17 protein-coding genes are annotated in these 15,700 nt (G+C 72.7%); 4 read left to right on the top strand and 13 right to left on the bottom strand.

Features of this window, described 5'->3' with window-relative positions:
- Positions 1-2: 2 nt before the first annotated feature.
- From gatC to IE142_RS31160, 7 genes are all read right to left on the bottom strand, one after another.
- A complete protein-coding gene (gene gatC / locus IE142_RS31130) occupies positions 3-299 on the bottom strand; it encodes an Asp-tRNA(Asn)/Glu-tRNA(Gln) amidotransferase subunit GatC (RefSeq protein ID WP_004925108.1) in 297 nt (98 codons plus the stop codon).
- Between the two features lie 117 nt (positions 300-416).
- A complete protein-coding gene (locus IE142_RS31135) occupies positions 417-911 on the bottom strand; it encodes a cupin domain-containing protein (RefSeq protein ID WP_191888831.1) in 495 nt (164 codons plus the stop codon).
- Positions 912-1,043: 132 nt separating this feature from the next.
- On the bottom strand, positions 1,044-3,356 hold the full coding sequence (locus IE142_RS31140; RefSeq protein WP_191888832.1) for a putative bifunctional diguanylate cyclase/phosphodiesterase: 2,313 nt from the start codon (positions 3,354-3,356) through the stop codon (positions 1,044-1,046).
- Between the two features lie 259 nt (positions 3,357-3,615).
- Complete coding sequence (gene ligA / locus IE142_RS31145) at positions 3,616-5,817, bottom strand: NAD-dependent DNA ligase LigA (protein ID WP_191888833.1); 2,202 nt, start codon at positions 5,815-5,817, stop codon at positions 3,616-3,618.
- A gap of 15 nt (positions 5,818-5,832) precedes the next feature.
- Positions 5,833-6,834, bottom strand: a complete 1,002-nt coding sequence (locus tag IE142_RS31150; RefSeq protein WP_191888834.1) for a methionine synthase — start codon at positions 6,832-6,834, stop codon at positions 5,833-5,835.
- 145 nt (positions 6,835-6,979) lie between these two features.
- Positions 6,980-7,669: an SDR family oxidoreductase gene (locus IE142_RS31155; RefSeq protein ID WP_191888835.1), complete on the bottom strand. Its 690-nt coding sequence runs from the start codon at positions 7,667-7,669 to the stop codon at positions 6,980-6,982.
- Positions 7,670-7,696: 27 nt separating this feature from the next.
- On the bottom strand, positions 7,697-8,236 hold the full coding sequence (locus IE142_RS31160; protein ID WP_191888836.1) for an LOG family protein: 540 nt from the start codon (positions 8,234-8,236) through the stop codon (positions 7,697-7,699).
- 90 nt (positions 8,237-8,326) lie between these two features.
- On the opposite strand from IE142_RS31160, the gene IE142_RS31165 reads away from it, so the two are divergent.
- Entirely contained in the window at positions 8,327-8,659 is a 333-nt protein-coding gene (locus IE142_RS31165; protein ID WP_191888837.1) for a DUF427 domain-containing protein, read from the top strand.
- Between the two features lie 48 nt (positions 8,660-8,707).
- Positions 8,708-9,487 (top strand): alpha/beta fold hydrolase, encoded by a 780-nt coding sequence (locus tag IE142_RS31170; RefSeq protein WP_191888838.1) that lies wholly within the window; start codon positions 8,708-8,710, stop codon positions 9,485-9,487.
- Positions 9,488-9,531: 44 nt separating this feature from the next.
- Here the strand turns inward: IE142_RS31170 and mnmA are convergent, their stop codons facing one another.
- Positions 9,532-10,662, bottom strand: coding sequence for a tRNA 2-thiouridine(34) synthase MnmA (gene mnmA, locus IE142_RS31175; protein WP_191888839.1), 1,131 nt, complete (start codon positions 10,660-10,662; stop codon positions 9,532-9,534).
- Positions 10,663-10,722: 60 nt separating this feature from the next.
- Here mnmA and IE142_RS31180 point away from each other — a divergent pair, with 60 nt between their 5' ends.
- Complete coding sequence (locus IE142_RS31180) at positions 10,723-11,490, top strand: N-acetylmuramoyl-L-alanine amidase (RefSeq protein WP_191888840.1); 768 nt, start codon at positions 10,723-10,725, stop codon at positions 11,488-11,490.
- Between the two features lie 12 nt (positions 11,491-11,502).
- Here the strand turns inward: IE142_RS31180 and IE142_RS31185 are convergent, their stop codons facing one another.
- The 3 genes from IE142_RS31185 to IE142_RS31195 all read right to left on the bottom strand — a co-directional run bounded on the left by IE142_RS31185 (position 11,503) and on the right by IE142_RS31195 (position 13,232).
- Entirely contained in the window at positions 11,503-12,672 is a 1,170-nt protein-coding gene (locus IE142_RS31185) for a cysteine desulfurase family protein (RefSeq protein WP_191888841.1), read from the bottom strand.
- A 90-nt stretch (positions 12,673-12,762) separates the two neighbouring features.
- Complete coding sequence (locus IE142_RS31190; RefSeq protein ID WP_191888842.1) at positions 12,763-13,029, bottom strand: DUF4190 domain-containing protein; 267 nt, start codon at positions 13,027-13,029, stop codon at positions 12,763-12,765.
- Positions 13,030-13,064: 35 nt separating this feature from the next.
- Positions 13,065-13,232: a hypothetical protein gene (locus tag IE142_RS31195; RefSeq protein ID WP_191888843.1), complete on the bottom strand. Its 168-nt coding sequence runs from the start codon at positions 13,230-13,232 to the stop codon at positions 13,065-13,067.
- 115 nt (positions 13,233-13,347) lie between these two features.
- On the opposite strand from IE142_RS31195, the gene IE142_RS31200 reads away from it, so the two are divergent.
- The gene (locus tag IE142_RS31200) at positions 13,348-13,974 is read left to right on the top strand and encodes a TetR family transcriptional regulator (protein WP_191888844.1); all 627 of its coding nucleotides are present in this window, start codon (positions 13,348-13,350) and stop codon (positions 13,972-13,974) included.
- 24 nt (positions 13,975-13,998) lie between these two features.
- Here IE142_RS31200 and IE142_RS31205 read toward each other — a convergent pair whose 3' ends face one another.
- Entirely contained in the window at positions 13,999-14,859 is an 861-nt protein-coding gene (locus IE142_RS31205) for a thioesterase family protein (protein ID WP_191888845.1), read from the bottom strand.
- A gap of 88 nt (positions 14,860-14,947) precedes the next feature.
- The gene (locus IE142_RS31210) at positions 14,948-15,670 is read right to left on the bottom strand and encodes a TioE family transcriptional regulator (RefSeq protein WP_191888846.1); all 723 of its coding nucleotides are present in this window, start codon (positions 15,668-15,670) and stop codon (positions 14,948-14,950) included.
- Between the last annotated feature and the right edge of the window lie 30 nt (positions 15,671-15,700).

Here is a 15,700-nt window from a genome sequence, read left to right on the forward strand (position 1 = left end):
GGTTACTCCTCCCCCAGGATCTGCGGCACCTTGAAACGCTGCTGCTCCTGGGCCGGGGCGCCGGAGAGCGCCTGCTCGGGCGTGAGCGACGGACGGACCTCGTCCGGCCGCATGACGTTCGTCAGCGGGAGCGGGTGCGAGGTCGGCGGTACGTCTTGGTCGGCGACCTCACTGACGCGGGCGACCGCGCCGATGATGTCGTCCAGCTGTCCCGCGAAGTGATCGAGCTCTTCGGGCTTCAGCTCCAGACGCGCCAGCCGGGCGAGGTGGGCGACCTCCTCGCGCGTGATGCCAGGCATGCAGCGTTCCTCTGGGGTGAGTGTGTGGTTGGGGCGAATCGGCTTTGGCAAGTCGGTTTGGCCCAATCCTATGGGGCGGCGCCCCGTGCCCGTGAAACGGTTTCCCCCGCCGCCCGCTCAGGCGCGGCGCGCGTCCCAGGCGGGGCTGCTCAGGACGTGGTTGTCGTACAGGTCCTGGACGTCCAGGAGGCTCTCCGGGGTGGCCTCGCCGAGGCGGATGCGCTGGAGGTGGCGGAAGTACTCGAAGCGCTCGATGCCCGGGGTGAGGACGATCAGCAGGTCGGCGCCGGTCAAGGGCACGGCGGCGAAGGCGTGCGGCTTGCCCGGCGGGATCACGACCAGGTCACCGGGCCCGGCGGTGAGGACGTCCTCGCCGGAGAGGATGTCGGCGGCGCCGTCGAGCAGGAAGAACATCTCGGCGCGGTTCTCGTGCCGGTGCGGCTTGGCGCCGTCGGCGCCCGCGGTGAGCGTGACGCGCTGCGTGGACAGGGCGCCGCCGGTAGCACTGCTGTCGGCCAGCAGACGCACGGTGGTGGGTGCCCGGCCGACGACCTCCGCGTCGGCCTCGCGGACGACCACGGACTCGTCGAACTTCGGAACGAACAGTGACATGGCTGGTTTCCCGGGTGTGCCGCGCGTCGGACGTGGACGGGTCGCCTCGGTGGGTGGGCGGCCGGCGTGGCCGGGTGACGTGGACGGCCACGGGGTGCCGGGTGCCCTTCGCCCGACCCGTGATGCGGGAGGTCAGCCGACCCGGCCCGGGTCGTCCCCCGCCGCCGCGGGGAGCGCGGCGGCGGGCCGCTGCCAGCCCCGGGCGCCACGGGCCAGCAGCCAGGCGGTGGTCTCGTCCGGCGGCATCGCGGCGGCGACCAGCCAGCCCTGTACGGCGTCGCAGCCGAGGTCGCGCAGGCGCTCCCAGGTCTCGTCGTCCTCCACTCCCTCGGCGACGACGAGCAGACCGAGGGAGTGCGCCAGGTCGACGGTGCAGCGCACGATCTCGGCGTCCTCGGTGTCGACGGCCAGCCGGGCCACGAACGAGCGGTCGATCTTCAGCTCGCTGACCGGGAGCCGGCGCAGGTGGACCAGCGAGGAGTAACCGGTGCCGAAGTCGTCCAGGGACATCTTGACGCCGTGTCCGGTCAGGGCGTTGAGGGTGTCGGCGGCGCGCTGCGGGTCCTCCAGCAGGACGTGCTCCGTGATCTCCAGCTGGAGCGCTCCGGCCGGAACTCCGTGCCGGGCCAGCCGGGCCGCGACCGAGCCCGCGAAGCCCGGGGTGTGCACGTCGCGCGGGGAGACGTTGACCGCGACCGGCACGAACAGGCCCTGGGAACGCCAGTGGGCGACCTGTTCGAGCGCCGTCTCCAGTACGTACTCGGTGAGGTGGGGCATCAGCCCGGACGACTCGGCGATCGCTATGAACTCGTCCGGTGGCACCTTGCCCCGCTCGGGGTGCACCCACCGCACCAGCGCCTCCAGTCCGGCCACGTGTCCGTCGAAGCGGACCTTGGGCTGGTAGTGCAGCTGGACCTCGTGGGCGTCCAGGGCGCGGCGCAGGTCACCGAGCAGGCCCAGGCGGTCCGGGGTGTTGGAGTCACGCTTGGACTCGTAGACCTCCACGCCGGTGCGGTCGCGCTTCGCCTGGTACATCGCCACGTCCGCGCGGCGCAGCAGCCCTTCCGCGTCCAGCGCGTGGTCGGGGAAGACGGCGACACCGGCGCTGGCCTCCAGAACGAGGGTGAGCCCGTCCAGGTCCATCGGGGAGCTGAGCGTGCCGACCAGCCCCCGGGCGATCCGGGTCGCCGACGTGGTCGAGTCGGCGACGGGCAGTAAGACGGCGAACTCGTCGCCACCGAGCCTCGCGGCCTCCGCCCCGCGCGGCAGGGCCTGCCGCAGCCGGTCGGCGGTCTGCAGCAGCAGCCGGTCACCGGCGAGGTGACCGAGGGTGTCGTTGACCGACCGGAAGCGGTCGAGGTCGATCAGCAGCAGGGCGGCGCGGGCGCCGATGCGCTCGGCGTCGTCCAGCGCGGTCCAGGTGCGCTCCAACAGCCACTGCCTGTTGGGCAGTCCGGTGAGCGGGTCGCGTAACTGCTCTTCCGCACGGGCGCGGGCGATCCACAGGGTGTAGTCGAGGGCGATCAGCGGAATGGCGAACAGCGGCAGCAGCAGCGGCTTGGCGACGGCCACCACGCAGACCAGCGGGGCGATGCCGAGCAGCGCGACGGCGACCAGTCCCTGCCTGACCAGGGCGGTGCGGGCGACGGTGGGCAGGCCGGCCCGCGGTGTCTGCAGGTACCACAGCAGGGCGCGGGTGACGACGAGGTAGGCGACGGCGACGAGCACCACCTTGGGCACCGCGTACACCCCCCAGGTGGCCGGGTTCCAGGGGTCCTCCACGGACGGCACGGAGCCGCAGACACCGAGCAGCATCGCCCCCGCGGCGATACCGAGGACGTCCACCGCGCCGTGCAGGATGCCGTGCCGCCACCGGCCCCGGCGGGCTATGCCGACCAGGACGACGACGGTGAGGCTGACCATGCCGGCCGGAACCCAGCCGTACAGCAGCAGGACGGCGAGGGTGAGGGCGGCGCCGGACCCGGTGCCGCCCCACCAGCGGGACCGGCCGAGCATCACCAGGTGGCCGACGACGATGCCGGTCAGCACGGCCAGCGCCCAGCCGGCGGGGCCGGACGGGAAAAGCGCGTGGCCGCCGGTGAACGCCCGGTAGAAACCGGCGCCCAGCACGAAGGCGGCGGCCGCGACGACCGCCGAGGGCAACGCGGGCCAGGACAGGTGCCGTTCGCCGTCGGTGTCGGTGTGCGTCGGGACGTGGCCGGCGCGCGACGGTGCGGCGCCGTGGCCGGGGCCCCCGGGCCCCGAGCCGTGACCGTCACCCGGTGGCGCCGAGCCGTGGCCGGTCGTCGGCGGCGCGGAGGCGCGGGCGCCCACCGCGGGACGGGGTGCGCCACCACCCCGTTGCCCGAGCCACCGGCTCACGTGCCCCGCGCCCACCATGCGACGCAGCCGTGAGCCCGCGGCGGCGCTCTCGGTCGGTTCCATTCCCGTCCCTCTCACAGCCGGCGGTGCCCACGCCACGCGGCCCCCGCCTCGACCACCATCAACGGCTCCGCGTTGGAGAACCCTTCCCCCCGTCCCTCGGGGACAGGAGGATGCCCCAACCGCAGCTGGGCACGGCAGGCGCACATCCCAACAGTAGGCCGCGCAAGGCTTCCAGGGGCACCGGTCGTCGGCGGTTGCCCGAATGCGACCCGGCCACCCGTATGCATCTGGTATGCGCCGATCGGGTGGCCTTCAACCGCTATTCCTCGGCCGAAAGCGCGACTTCGGCCGCTGCTTCGGGTCCCTGTTCGAGCAGCACGGCGAAACCGTCCTCGTCCAGAACCGGCACCTTCAGTTGCATCGCCTTGTCGTACTTCGACCCCGGGTTGTCGCCGACCACGACGAACGAGGTCTTCTTGGACACCGACCCGGTCACCTTCGAGCCCCTGCTCTGCAGGGCGTCCTTGGCTCCGTCACGGGTGAAGTTCTCCAGGGTGCCGGTGACGACGACGGTGAGTCCTTCGAGCGGGCGCGGCCCCTCGTCCTCGCCGGTCGACTGCTCCTCCAGCGGGACTCCGGCCGCCTTCCACTTGCGGACGATCTCGCGGTGCCAGTCCTCGGCGAACCACTCCTTGACGGCGGCGGCGATGGTGGCACCCACGCCGTCCGCGCTCGCCAGCTCCTCCTCGGTGGCCTGCTCGATGCGGTCGATCGAGCGGAACTCGCGGGCGAGGGCCTGGGCGGCGACCGGCCCCACGTACCGGATGGAGAGGCCGTTGATGAAGCGGGCCAGCGGGCGGGTCTTGGCCTCCTCGATGTGCTTCAGCAGGGAGAGGGTGTTCTTCTTCGGCTCGCCCTCCTTGTTGGCGAAGACCGTGGCGATCTTCTCCTCACCCGTCTTGGGGTCGCGCTTGGGCAGACCGCTGTCCGGGTCGAGGACGTACGCCCTGATGGGCAACAGCTTCTCGACGGTGAGGTCGAAGAGGTCGCCCTCGTCCACCAGCGGTGGGTCGGCCGGCTCCAGCGGCCCGGTCAGCGCGGCCGCCACGACGCCGCCGAAGTGCTCGATGTCCAGGCACTCCCGGCCCGCCAGGTAGGCGACGCGCTCCCGCAACTGGGCCGGGCAGGTACGGGCGTTGGGGCAGCGGAGGTCGATGTCGCCCTCCTTCATGGCCCGCAGCGGCGTCCCGCACTCGGGGCACTCGGCGGGCATCACGAACTCCCGCTCGCTGCCGTCCCGCAGGTCTGCGACCGGCCCGAGGATCTCCGGGATGACGTCGCCGGCCTTGCGCAGCACCACGGTGTCGCCGATGAGGACGCCCTTGGCCTTGACGACCTCCTGGTTGTGCAGGGTGGCGAACTCCACTTCGCTGCCGGCCACGGTGACCGGTTCCACCTGCGCGTACGGAGTGACGCGGCCGGTGCGGCCGACGCCGACCTTGATGTCGACGAGCTTGGTGTTGACCTCCTCCGGCGCGTACTTGTACGCGATGGCCCAGCGCGGCGCCCGGGCCGTGGAGCCGAGCCGCCCCTGGAGGCGGATCTCGTCGAGCTTGACGACGACGCCGTCGATCTCGTGGGCCACCGAGTGCCGGTTCTCGCCGTAGTAGGCGATGAACTCGCGTACGCCGTCGAGGCCGTCGACGACCCTGTTGTGCGGGGAGGTGGGCAGGCCCCAGGTCTTGAGCAGGTCGTAGGCCTGGGAGAGGCGGGTCATGCCCTTGCCCTGGTACCCCTCCAGGACGCCGATGCCGTGGACCACCATGTGCAGCGGGCGGGAGGCGGTGACGCGCGGGTCCTTCTGGCGCAGCGAACCGGCCGCCGCGTTGCGCGGGTTGGCGAAGGGCTTGTCCCCCGTCTCGTTCAACCGGGCGTTGAGCTCCTGGAACTTCTCCATCGGGAAGTAGACCTCACCGCGGATCTCCACGAGGTCGGGGACCCCGTCGCCCTTCAGGCGCTCCGGGATCTCGGCGATGGTACGGACGTTTGGCGTGATGTCCTCGCCGGTGCGGCCGTCCCCGCGGGTGGCGGCGCGGACGAGACGGCCGCGCTCGTAGGTGAGGTTGACGGCGAGTCCGTCGACCTTCAGCTCGCACAGGAAGTGGTACTCCTGCTCGCCCAGCTCCTTGGCGATGCGCTCGGTCCAGGCGGCCATCTCCTCGTCGTTGAAGGTGTTGTCGAGGGAGAGCATGCGGGAACGGTGCTCGACGGCCGTGAACTCCGTCTCGTAGGACCCGGCGACCTTCTGGGTCGGGGAGTCCGGGGTGCGCAGCTCCGGGTACTCCTCCTCCAGCTCCTCCAGGGAACGCAGCAGCCGGTCGAAGTCCGCGTCGCTGACGACGGGAGCGTCGTTCACGTAGTACCGGAAGCGGTGCTCCTCGATCTGCTCAGCGAGCTGCACGTGCTTCTCACGCGCCTCGGCGGGCACGTTCGTCGTCTCCGCTTGCTTGTCGCCGGCCACCGTGTTGTCCTCCCGTTACTCTGGGTTGTCCGCGAGTGATCTCGCCGCCCGGACGCAGTGGGCGAGGGCCCGGCGGGCGTACTCGGGGGACGCGCCCGCGAGTCCGCACGACGGCGTGACGGTGACCGCCTCCGCGAGAAGCCCCGGAGACAGCCCCAGCCTGCGCCACAGCGTCCTGACACCCATGACGCTACCGGCCGGGTCTGACAATGCCGTGTCCGTGCCCGGGACGACACCGGCGAACAGGCGGGTGCCGCCCTCGACCGCCTCGCCGATCGCCTCGTCGTCACGCTCGGTGAGGAGCGAGAAGTCGAAGGAGACACCGGTGACACCCGCGCGACGCAGCAGGGCGAAGGGCACGTCGGGGGCGCAGGAGTGGACGACGACCGGGCCTGTGCCGTGGACGGCGGCCAGGTCCCGGAGGGCGGACTCGACGACCTGCCGGTCGACGGCGCGGTGGGTGCGGTAGCCGCTGGCGGTGCGCACCCGGCCGCGCAGTACGGGGGTCAGGGACGGTTCGTCGAGCTGGAGGACGACACGGGCGCCGGGGACACGGCGCCGCACCTCGGCCAGGTGCAGGCGCAGGCCCTCGGCGAGCGAGGCGGCGAGGTCGCGGCAGGCGCCGGCGTCGGAGAGAACCGCCTCGCCGTTGCGGAGTTCCAGGGCGGCGGCCAGGGTCCACGGGCCGACGGCCTGGACCTTGAGCGGGCCCTCGTAGCCCTGGGTGAACTCCTCCAGGGCGTCGAGGTCCTCCCTCAGCCAGGAACGGGCCCGCTTGGTGTCCCGGCCCGGACGGTCACCGAGGCGCCAGCCGCTGGGCTCCACGCGCGCGTAGAGCTCGACGAGCAGGCCGGCGGTGCGACCGATCATGTCGGCGCCGGGGCCGCGGGCGGGCAGTTCGGGGAGGAAGGGGAAGTCCTCGAAGGTGCCGGTGCTTGTCTTCGCGGCCTCGCGGGCGTCCTGGCCCGGCAGGGAGCCGATGCCGGTGGCGGGGCCGAAGCGGGGGTTGTCGTTCACAGGGGAAGCGTACGCAGGGTGCCGGGAAGGGTTTCGCCCCCGCCGCCCCTGCCCTTCCCGTGCCCGGGGGCTGCCGCCGCCGGACCCCCGCTTCGGCCTGGACGGCCTCGTCCTCGAACGCCGGACGGGCTGGAATAACCGGTGCTTACCGCCCCGGGCGCACCGTCAGGTCGTTGACCTCCGCGTCCCTCGGGAGGTCCAGAGCCATCAGGATCGTCGTGGCCACCGACTCGGGGTCGATCCACCGGGCGGGGTCGTACTCCTTGCCCTCCTGCCGGTGGACCTTGGCCTGCATGGGGCTGGCGGTGCGGCCGGGGTACACGGAGGTGACGCGGACGCCGTTCGCGTGCTCCTCGTGGCGGAGGGAGTCGGCGAGGGCCTTCAGTCCGTGCTTGGAGGCGGCGTACGCGGACCAGCCGGCGTGGGCGTTGAGGCCGGAGCCGGAGTTGACGAACAGCACGTGGCCCTGGGCGACGCGGAGCTGGGGCAGGAAGAGGCGGGTCAGCTCGGCGGGGGCGACCAGGTTGACGTTGAGCTGGTTGCGCCAGGTCTTCGGGGTGAGGTCGCCGACCGTGCCGAGGTCGACGACGCCCGCGATGTGCAGCAGCGAGTCCACGCGGTCGGGCAGCGTCTGGTGGGAGACGGCCCAGGAGAGCTTGTCCGGTTCCGCCAGGTCGCCGACGAGCGTCCTGGCGCCGGGGAACGCGGCCGCCAGTTCCTTCGCGCGGCCCGCGTCGCGCGCGTGCAGCACGATCTCGTCGCCGCGTTCGTACAGGCGGCGGGCGACGGCCGCGCCGATGCCGGAGCCCGCTCCGGTGATCACATGTGTAGCCATGCCCGCCATGCTCGCATCACCGCGGGCCTACTCGATGCCCTGGCTCTCCTCCAGGTAGGCGAGCGCGCCGACCGGCTCCTCGGCGAAGAACACCAGGTCGGTGAGGGGGCGGGGCAGGAAGCCCTCGTCCTCCATGCGGCGGAACTGCTCCTTGAGGCCGTCGTAGAAGCCCGCCGTGTTGAGCAGGACGACCGGCTTGTCGGTGTGCCCGTGCTTCTTGAGCTCCAGGATCTCGGTGGCCTCGTCCAGCGTGCCGGTGCCGCCCACCATGATGACGACGGCGTCGGCCTTCTCCAGCAGCAGCCGCTTGCGTTCGGCGAGGTCCCGCGCGATGACCATCTCGTCGGCGCCCTCGCGCGCCTTGGCCGCCAGGAAGTCGACCGAGACGCCGAGCAGTCGTCCCCCGGCTTCCTGCACCCCGTCGGCGACGACCTTCATCAGGCCGACGTCGGACCCGCCCCAGACGAGGGTGTGACCGCCCTTGCCCAGCAGTTCGGCGAACTCCCGCGCGGGGCGCGTGTAGCGCTCGTCGAGGTCGGCGGCGGAGAGGAAGACGCAGATGTTCATGGTCTTCATCGTACGGCCGGGCCCGGAGGGGAAGAACCCGGCCTCCGGGCGCGCTGCAGTGAGCGACACCCCGCCACCGGGAGGACGATCGTGACCAAGGGACTCAAGGGACACCGCATCACCGTCGAACCGAGCGACCGGCACGTGCGCGTGGTGCGCGGCGACCGGGTGCTGGCCGAGAGCGACGCGGCGCTGGTGCTGCATGAGACGGGCTGTCCCGACCGGTACTACATCCCGGCCGAGGACGTGCGGCTCGACCTGCTCACGCCGTCCGGTACGACCACTCACTGCCCCTTCAAGGGCGACGCGTCCTACTGGTCGCTGCCGGACGCCGCCGACCTGGTCTGGGCGTACCCGGACCCGAAGCCGGAGGTGGCGGAGATCAAGGACCACCTGTGCTTCTACGACGCGGAGGTGTCCTGACCCGTTCCTGACCGATTATTCGCGTGCCGTAGGGCAGTCTGCACAGGCATGGAGATGCAGGCCCTCTCACGCGACGGCACGCGCATCGGCTACGAACGCACCGGTGACGGACCGGCGGTCGTCCTCGTCAGCGGCGCCATGTCGACCGGCGCCACGATGGTTCCGCTGGCCGCCGAACTGTCGGGCCGTCTCGACGTCACCGTGTACGACCGCAGGGGCCGCGGGCGAAGCGGCGACACGGCGCCCTACTCGGTGGAGCGCGAGGTCGAGGACCTGACGGCGCTGATCGAGGCGCTGGGCGGCGAGGCGTCGCTGTTCGGTGTCTCGTCGGGCGGCGCGCTGGCGCTCCGGGCGGCGGCGAGTGGGTTGCCGGTGCGCCGCGTCGCCGTGTACGAGGTGCCGTACGCCGTGGACGACGCGACCGCGCGGGCCGGTGCGGAGTACCGGGAGCGGCTGACGGAGGCTCTCGGACAGGGGCGGCACGGGGGCGCGGTGGAACTGTTCCTGCGGTTGGCCGGCCTGGGCGAGGAGATGATCCGGGGCGCCCGCCAGTCGCCGATGTGGGCCGGCATGGAGTCGGTCGCGCCGAGTCTGGCGTACGACGACGCGGTGATGGGCGACAACCGCGTTCCCCGGGCCGAGATCGCCTCGATCACCTGTCCCCTGCTGGCCCTCGCGGGCGGCGCGAGCGACGGTTGGTGGCACGAGGCCGCCCGTGCGATCGCGGACGCCGCCCCCGACGGGAGGTACGGCACCGTCGAGGGGCAGACCCACATGGTGGAGCCGGGCATGCTGGCGCCGGTGCTGGCGGAGTTCTTCGCGCGGTGATCGCGGTGATCCGGTGGCCGACCTGGGTGGGCGGGTCCCTCCGCTCAGGCCGCGCCCGCCGTCGCCCGCGAGGTGGACGCGATCGTCGCCGACCCCACCACCCGCGTGCCGTCGTACAGCACGATCGCCTGGCCGGGGGCGACGCCGCGCACCGGCTCCGTGAACGTCACCTCCAGGGCACCGTCGACCAGTTCCGCGCGCACCTCGGTCTCGCCGCCGTGGGCGCGGAGCTGGGCGGTGTAGGTGCCGGGGCCGGTGGGGGCGGCACCGCACCAGCGGGGCTTGATCGCGCGCAGGGCGTCGACGTCCAGGGCCTCCGCGGGGCCGACGGTGACGGTGTTGGTCACCGGGGAGATGTCCAGGACGTAGCGCGGCTTGCCGTCGGGGGCCGGGGTGCCGATCCTGAGGCCCTTGCGCTGGCCGATGGTGTAGCCGTAGGCGCCCTCGTGGGTACCGAGCCGGTTGCCCGCCTCGTCGACGATGTCGCCCTCGGCCTTGCCGAGCCGGCCGGCCAGGAAGCCCTGGGTGTCGCCGTCGGCGATGAAGCAGATGTCGTGCGAGTCGGGCTTCTTGGCCACCGCCAGGCCCCTGCGCTCGGCCTCCGCGCGGATCTCGTCCTTGGTGGTGACCGTGTCGCCGAGGGGGAACATCGCGTGGGCGAGCTGGCGGTCGTCCAGCACACCGAGGACGTAGCTCTGGTCCTTGGCCATGTCGGAGGCGCGGTGCAGCTCGCGGGTGCCGTCCTCGCGGAGGATCACCTGGGCGTAGTGGCCGGTGCAGACGGCGTCGAAGCCGAGCGCCAGTGCCTTGTCGAGCAGCGCGGCGAACTTGATCTTCTCGTTGCAGCGCAGGCACGGGTTCGGGGTGCGGCCGGCCTCGTACTCGGCGACGAAGTCCTCGACCACGTCCTCCCGGAAGCGGTCGGCGAGGTCCCACACGTAGAACGGGATGCCGATGACGTCCGCGGCGCGGCGGGCGTCCCTCGAGTCCTCGATGGTGCAACAGCCCCGCGCGCCGGTGCGGAAGGACTGCGGGTTCGCGGAGAGCGCGAGGTGGACGCCGGTCACGTCGTGCCCCGCCTCGGCCGCGCGGGCGGCGGCGACGGCGGAGTCGACTCCGCCCGACATGGCGGCGAGGACGCGGAGGGGACGGGTGCGCTGCGAGGTGTCAGTCATAACCCCTCCAGAGTACGGGGAGGCGGGAACCGGAGCGCGCGAGTATGCGTTCACGATCACATGGGGGCTAAGCACGCATCGACAGGCTCATCCACCGGCGGGTCCGCGAGCGGACCGGGCGGCGGGTCCGGCGGGTCCAGGGACGCGGACCGGCGCATCGGCCGGCGGGCGCTGCTCGTCGGCGGCACCGCGGCGGCCGTGGGCACCGCGGTGCTGGCGCGCGACGAGCTGGCCCGCCTGTGGTGGCGCGTGCCGGGGGTGGAGCGGCCCCGCGAGGAGGGCGTGGTCGACTACGCGGCGGCCAGCTGGGTGGCGGCGTCGGACGAGAACTGGCGGCGGGCGGACCGGCCCGACGACTTCGGCGTCGACATGGTGATCGTCCATGTCACGCAGGGCAGCTTCGCTAGCGCGGTGAAGGCGTTCCAGGACCCGGCGCACAAGGCGGCCACGCACTACATCGTGGGGCAGGACGGCCGCGTCACCCAGATGATCCGCGAGCTGGACGTGGCGTACCACGCGGGCAACCGCGACTACAACGAGCGCAGTGTGGGGATCGAGCACGAGGGCTTCGTGGACCGCCCGCAGGACCTCACCGACGAGATGTACGCGGCCTCCGCGCGGCTGACGGCGGGGATCTGCGCGCGGTACGACATACCCCTGGACCGCGAGCACATCATCGGCCACGTGGAGGTGCCGGGCACCGACCACACCGATCCGGGGCCGCACTGGGACTGGGACCGGTACATGGAGCTGGTGCGGCGGGCGGCGACGAGCACCCCCTCTCCCGGTCCCTCGGCCCCCTCCCCCGGTACCTCGAAGAGCGCCTGACCCCGGCGTCGGCTAGCTCAGCCCCGCCGCCCGCGCCCGTTCGACCGCCGGGCCGATGGCCTTGGCGAGTGCCTCGACGTCGGCCTCGGTGGAGGTGTGGCCCAGCGAGAAGCGCAGGGTGCCGCGGGCCAGGTCGGGGTCGGTGCCGGTGGCCAGGAGGACGTGGCTGGGCTGGGCCACGCCCGCGGTGCAGGCGGATCCGGTGGAGCACTCGATGCCCTGGGCGTCGAGCAGGAGGAGGAGGGAGTCGCCCTCGCAGCCCGGGAAGGTGAAGTGGGCGTTGGCGGGGAGACGGCCACCCGGTGCCGGGTCGCCGCCGAGGATCGCGTCCGGCACCGCCGTACGGACCGCGTCGACCAGGGCGTCGCGCAGGGCGCCGATCTCGCGGGCGAACCATTCGCGCTGCCCGGCGGCGAGGCGCCCGGCGACGGCGAAGGCGGCGACGGCGGGGACGTCGAGGGTGCCGGAGCGGACGTGGCGTTCCTGGCCGCCGCCGTGCAGGACGGGTACGGGGCTGTACTCGCGGCCGAGGAGCAGTGCGCCGATGCCGTAGGGGCCGCCGACCTTGTGACCGGAAACCGTCATCGCGGCGAGCCCGGAGGCGGCGAAGTCGACGGGGAGCTGACCGATCGCCTGGACCGCGTCGGCGTGCAGCGGCACGTCGAACTCGGCGGCCACGTCGGCGAGTTCCCGGACCGGCATGACCGTGCCGATCTCGTTGTTGGCCCACATGACGGTGGCGAGGGCCACGTCGTCGGGGTCGCGGGCGATGGCCTCGCGCAGCGCGTCGGGGTGGACGCGGCCGTGGGCGTCGACCGGCAGGTACTCGACGGTGGCGCCCTCGTGCTCGCCGAGCCAGTGGACGGCGTCGAGGACCGCGTGGTGCTCGACGGGGCTGGCCAGGACCCGGGTGCGGGTCGGTTCGGCGTCGCGGCGGGCCCAGTACAGGCCCTTGACGGCGAGGTTGTCGGCCTCGGTGCCGCCGGAGGTGAGGACCACCTCGCTGGGACGGGCGCCGAGTGCCTCGGCGAGGGTCTCGCGGGCCTCCTCGACGGTGCGCCGTGCGCGGCGGCCGGACGCGTGGAGGGAGGAGGCGTTGCCGGTGACGCTGAGGTGCGCGGTGAGTGCCTCGACTGCCTCGGGGAGCATCGGGGTCGTCGCGGCGTGGTCGAGGTAAGCCATGGTGAGGCCGATTCTACGGGTCGGTCGCGCCCGGCCTCAGAGCAAGGCTGGCCTCGTCGCGGAGCGGGCTGGACGAGGCGGTGCGGTGGCTCAGAGGCTCCACGACATCGTGTTGTCCGCGGACATGAACGCCGCCAGGACGAGCAGGTCGGCAATGCCCAGGCCGAGGCCCAGGAGGGCCCGGCCGCGGCGCGCGGTGCCGCGCCGCAGGGCGACGCCCGCCAGGGCGATGGCGATCGGACCCAGGAACACGTTGAGGACGAGCAGACCGAGCAGGCCGAGGACGAAGGAGGCGACGGCCATGCCGTCGGTGTCCCGGATGCCGGTATCGCGGGCGGCCGGTGCGGTGAGCTGCATGGTGGTCTCCCTGCCGTGCGTCGGTGGACCGTGCGTCAGTGGGCGGAGGTGCCGCGGCGGCGGCCCTGCCGTTCACGGATCGCGAAGACGCCGAGCCAGACGGCGATGACCAGGCCGACGGCGACGGAGAACGTGAGCGGTGCGTGGGCGACGGTGCCCAGGACCACGCCGAGGAGCAGGAGTGCGGCGACGAGAAACAGCATGGAGCGGATCCCCCAACCATCGGTGAACGCTCGTAGTTACACTTGTTCACTGACTATCCAGTCTAGCGCGCCTCATGGGTTCTCAATTTCAGAGAACAGTTGTTAACTGCATGGCATGAGTCACACCCCCGGTGTCCGTCTAGCCCAGAAGCGGAAGACCCGGCAGGCGCTGCTGGACGCGGCGCTCGCACTGCTGGAGGAGCAGAGCCTGAGCAGTTTGGGTCTGCGCGAGGTCACGCGCGCGGCGGGCGTCGCGCCGACCGCCTTCTACCGGCACTTCCGTTCCACGGCCGACCTGGGCGTGGCGCTGGTGGAGGAGGCGCTGGGGAGCCTGCACCCGATGATCCGGACCACCGTGTCGCCGGCCGAGGGCAGCGACGAACGGATCGCCCGCGCGGTCGAGTTGATCGCCGGACACGTGGCCGCCCACCCCGCCCACGTCCGTTTCGTCGCGCGTGAACGGCACGGCGGGGTGCAGCCGGTGCGGGAGGCGATACGGGAGCAACTGGTCAGGTCCGCCGGAGAGGTCAGGGACGAGCTGGCCAAGGACCCCGTGTCGGCGGGCTGGAGCGAGGCCGACCTGCTGATGCTCGCGGGCCTGTACGTCGACCAGATGCTGGCCACGGCCTCACTGTTCCTGGAGACGCTTCAAGCCCCGGAGGAGGAGCGCCGGCGCGCGGCCGACACCGCGACGCGCCAGATGCGGCTGATCAGCGTCGGCCGCCGGCACTGGCTGGACTGACCCGGCACCGGCGGCGGGCCCCGGTCAGCCGAGCCGGACCCGGGCGAGCTGGCGGGACTGGGCCACCAGGCGGTCGGCGCTGTCCCAGACTTCGGCGTCCTCCTCCAGGAAGCCGCCGGCGAGGTTGCGGGTGGTGATGGAGACGCGCAGCGGGCCCGGCGCCGGACGGCACCGCACGTGCACGGTCAGCTCGACCGTCGGCACCCAGCCCTTCAGCCCGAGCTCGAAGGCGGTCGGCGGCAGCGCGTCCACCGCGAGGAGCAGCGAGAGGGGGTCGGCGTCACGGCCGTCGGCGAGCCCGAACCAGGCCCGCATCTCACCCCGGCCGGAGGGCTGCCCGAGCGCCCAGCCCAGCGTGGCGGGGTCCAGCTTGAGCATCAGACGGTCGGCGATGGCCGAACTGCCGTCGACGGGGGTGGGGCCGTCCTCCGCGCCGAGGCACTGGTCCATCGGCGGGATCGCGGGGGGCTTCGCCGAGGTCCGGACGTCGTCGGGCAGCGCGTCGAGGTCGCCGTAGGAGGCGAGGGCGCGGATGCGCTCGACCTCGTTGCCGTCGTCGTCGTACTGGAAGAGGGAGGCCTGGCCGGTGGAGAGGGCGCGGCCCGTCCGGGCGGTCTCGGTGCGCACGACCGCCGGGCCCGGCCGGGAAGCGGTGAGGTAGTGCGCCGAGATGGTGAAGGGGTCGGTGTGCGGGAGGGCGTCCGCGAGGGCCCTGCCCAGGACGGCCAGCAGATAGCCGCCGTTGACGGCGTTGATGATCGTCCAGCCGGCGGAGAGGCCGATGTCGTAGACCCCGGGCGCGCGCCGGGTGACGGCGGTGTCCCGGTCGAACTCGCTGTCGCCGATAGAGGCCCGGGTGACCGCCGCGGAGGCTGCTTCTGGCATGGCTGTACGGTACAACACCCAAGTACTAAGCGGTAGCTTTTCGCCTGGCCGCCCGACCGATGCCCGCGAGGCCGGAACGGTCCCGAGCTCAGCCGCGCGCCCGCAGATAGCCCTCCAGTTCGGCGGCGCCCACGAGCATCGCCCGTCCGCGGGCGGACACCCGGCCGCGCCAGTCCCGCAGCGCGGCCTCCAGCGGCTCCGGTCCGCCGGCCCCGCGCACCTGGTCGATCACGGGGGCGATCTGCTCCAGCAGATAGCCGCCTCGCCGCAGCTGATGGACCAGCCGGGCGTCCCGTACGTCGGCCTCGCCGTAGACGCGGTACCCGGTCAGCGGGTCGCGGCGCGGCTGGACCAGACCGGCGCGCTCCCACTTCCGCAGGGTCGCGGGACGGATGCCGAGTTCCTGGGCCAGCGGCCCGACGAACGTTCCCCCACGGCCGGGCTCCCGTGCGGCGGGCGCGGACGTCAGGTCGCGCAGCGCGCGCTCCACCGCCTGGAGGGTCCGCCGGTCGGCGAGCAACTGGGCGTGACTGTCGTCGATGAGCCGGAACGCCTCCCCCTCGGCGCCCCGGTTCACGGCCCGCATGATCGAGGCCGCCGTCCGGTGGCCGTGCCCCGGCACCAGGGCGAGGAAGGTGCCGAGGGCACGCGCGTGCAGCGGGGTGTAGGTGCGGTATCCGCTGTCGGTGCGGTCGGCGGCGGGGAGGATGCCGGCTTCCTCGTAGTTCCGGACGGCCTGCGTGGACAGTCCGTGCCCGCGCGCCAGGTCGACCGGCCTCAGCTGTGCGTCGGTTTGAAGGTTTCTGGGCACAAGTCCGAGGCTATCGCTGAAAAGTTCACA

Source organism: Streptomyces mutabilis (assembly GCF_014649815.1).
GTDB classification, from domain to species: Bacteria; Actinomycetota; Actinomycetes; order Streptomycetales; family Streptomycetaceae; genus Streptomyces; species Streptomyces mutabilis.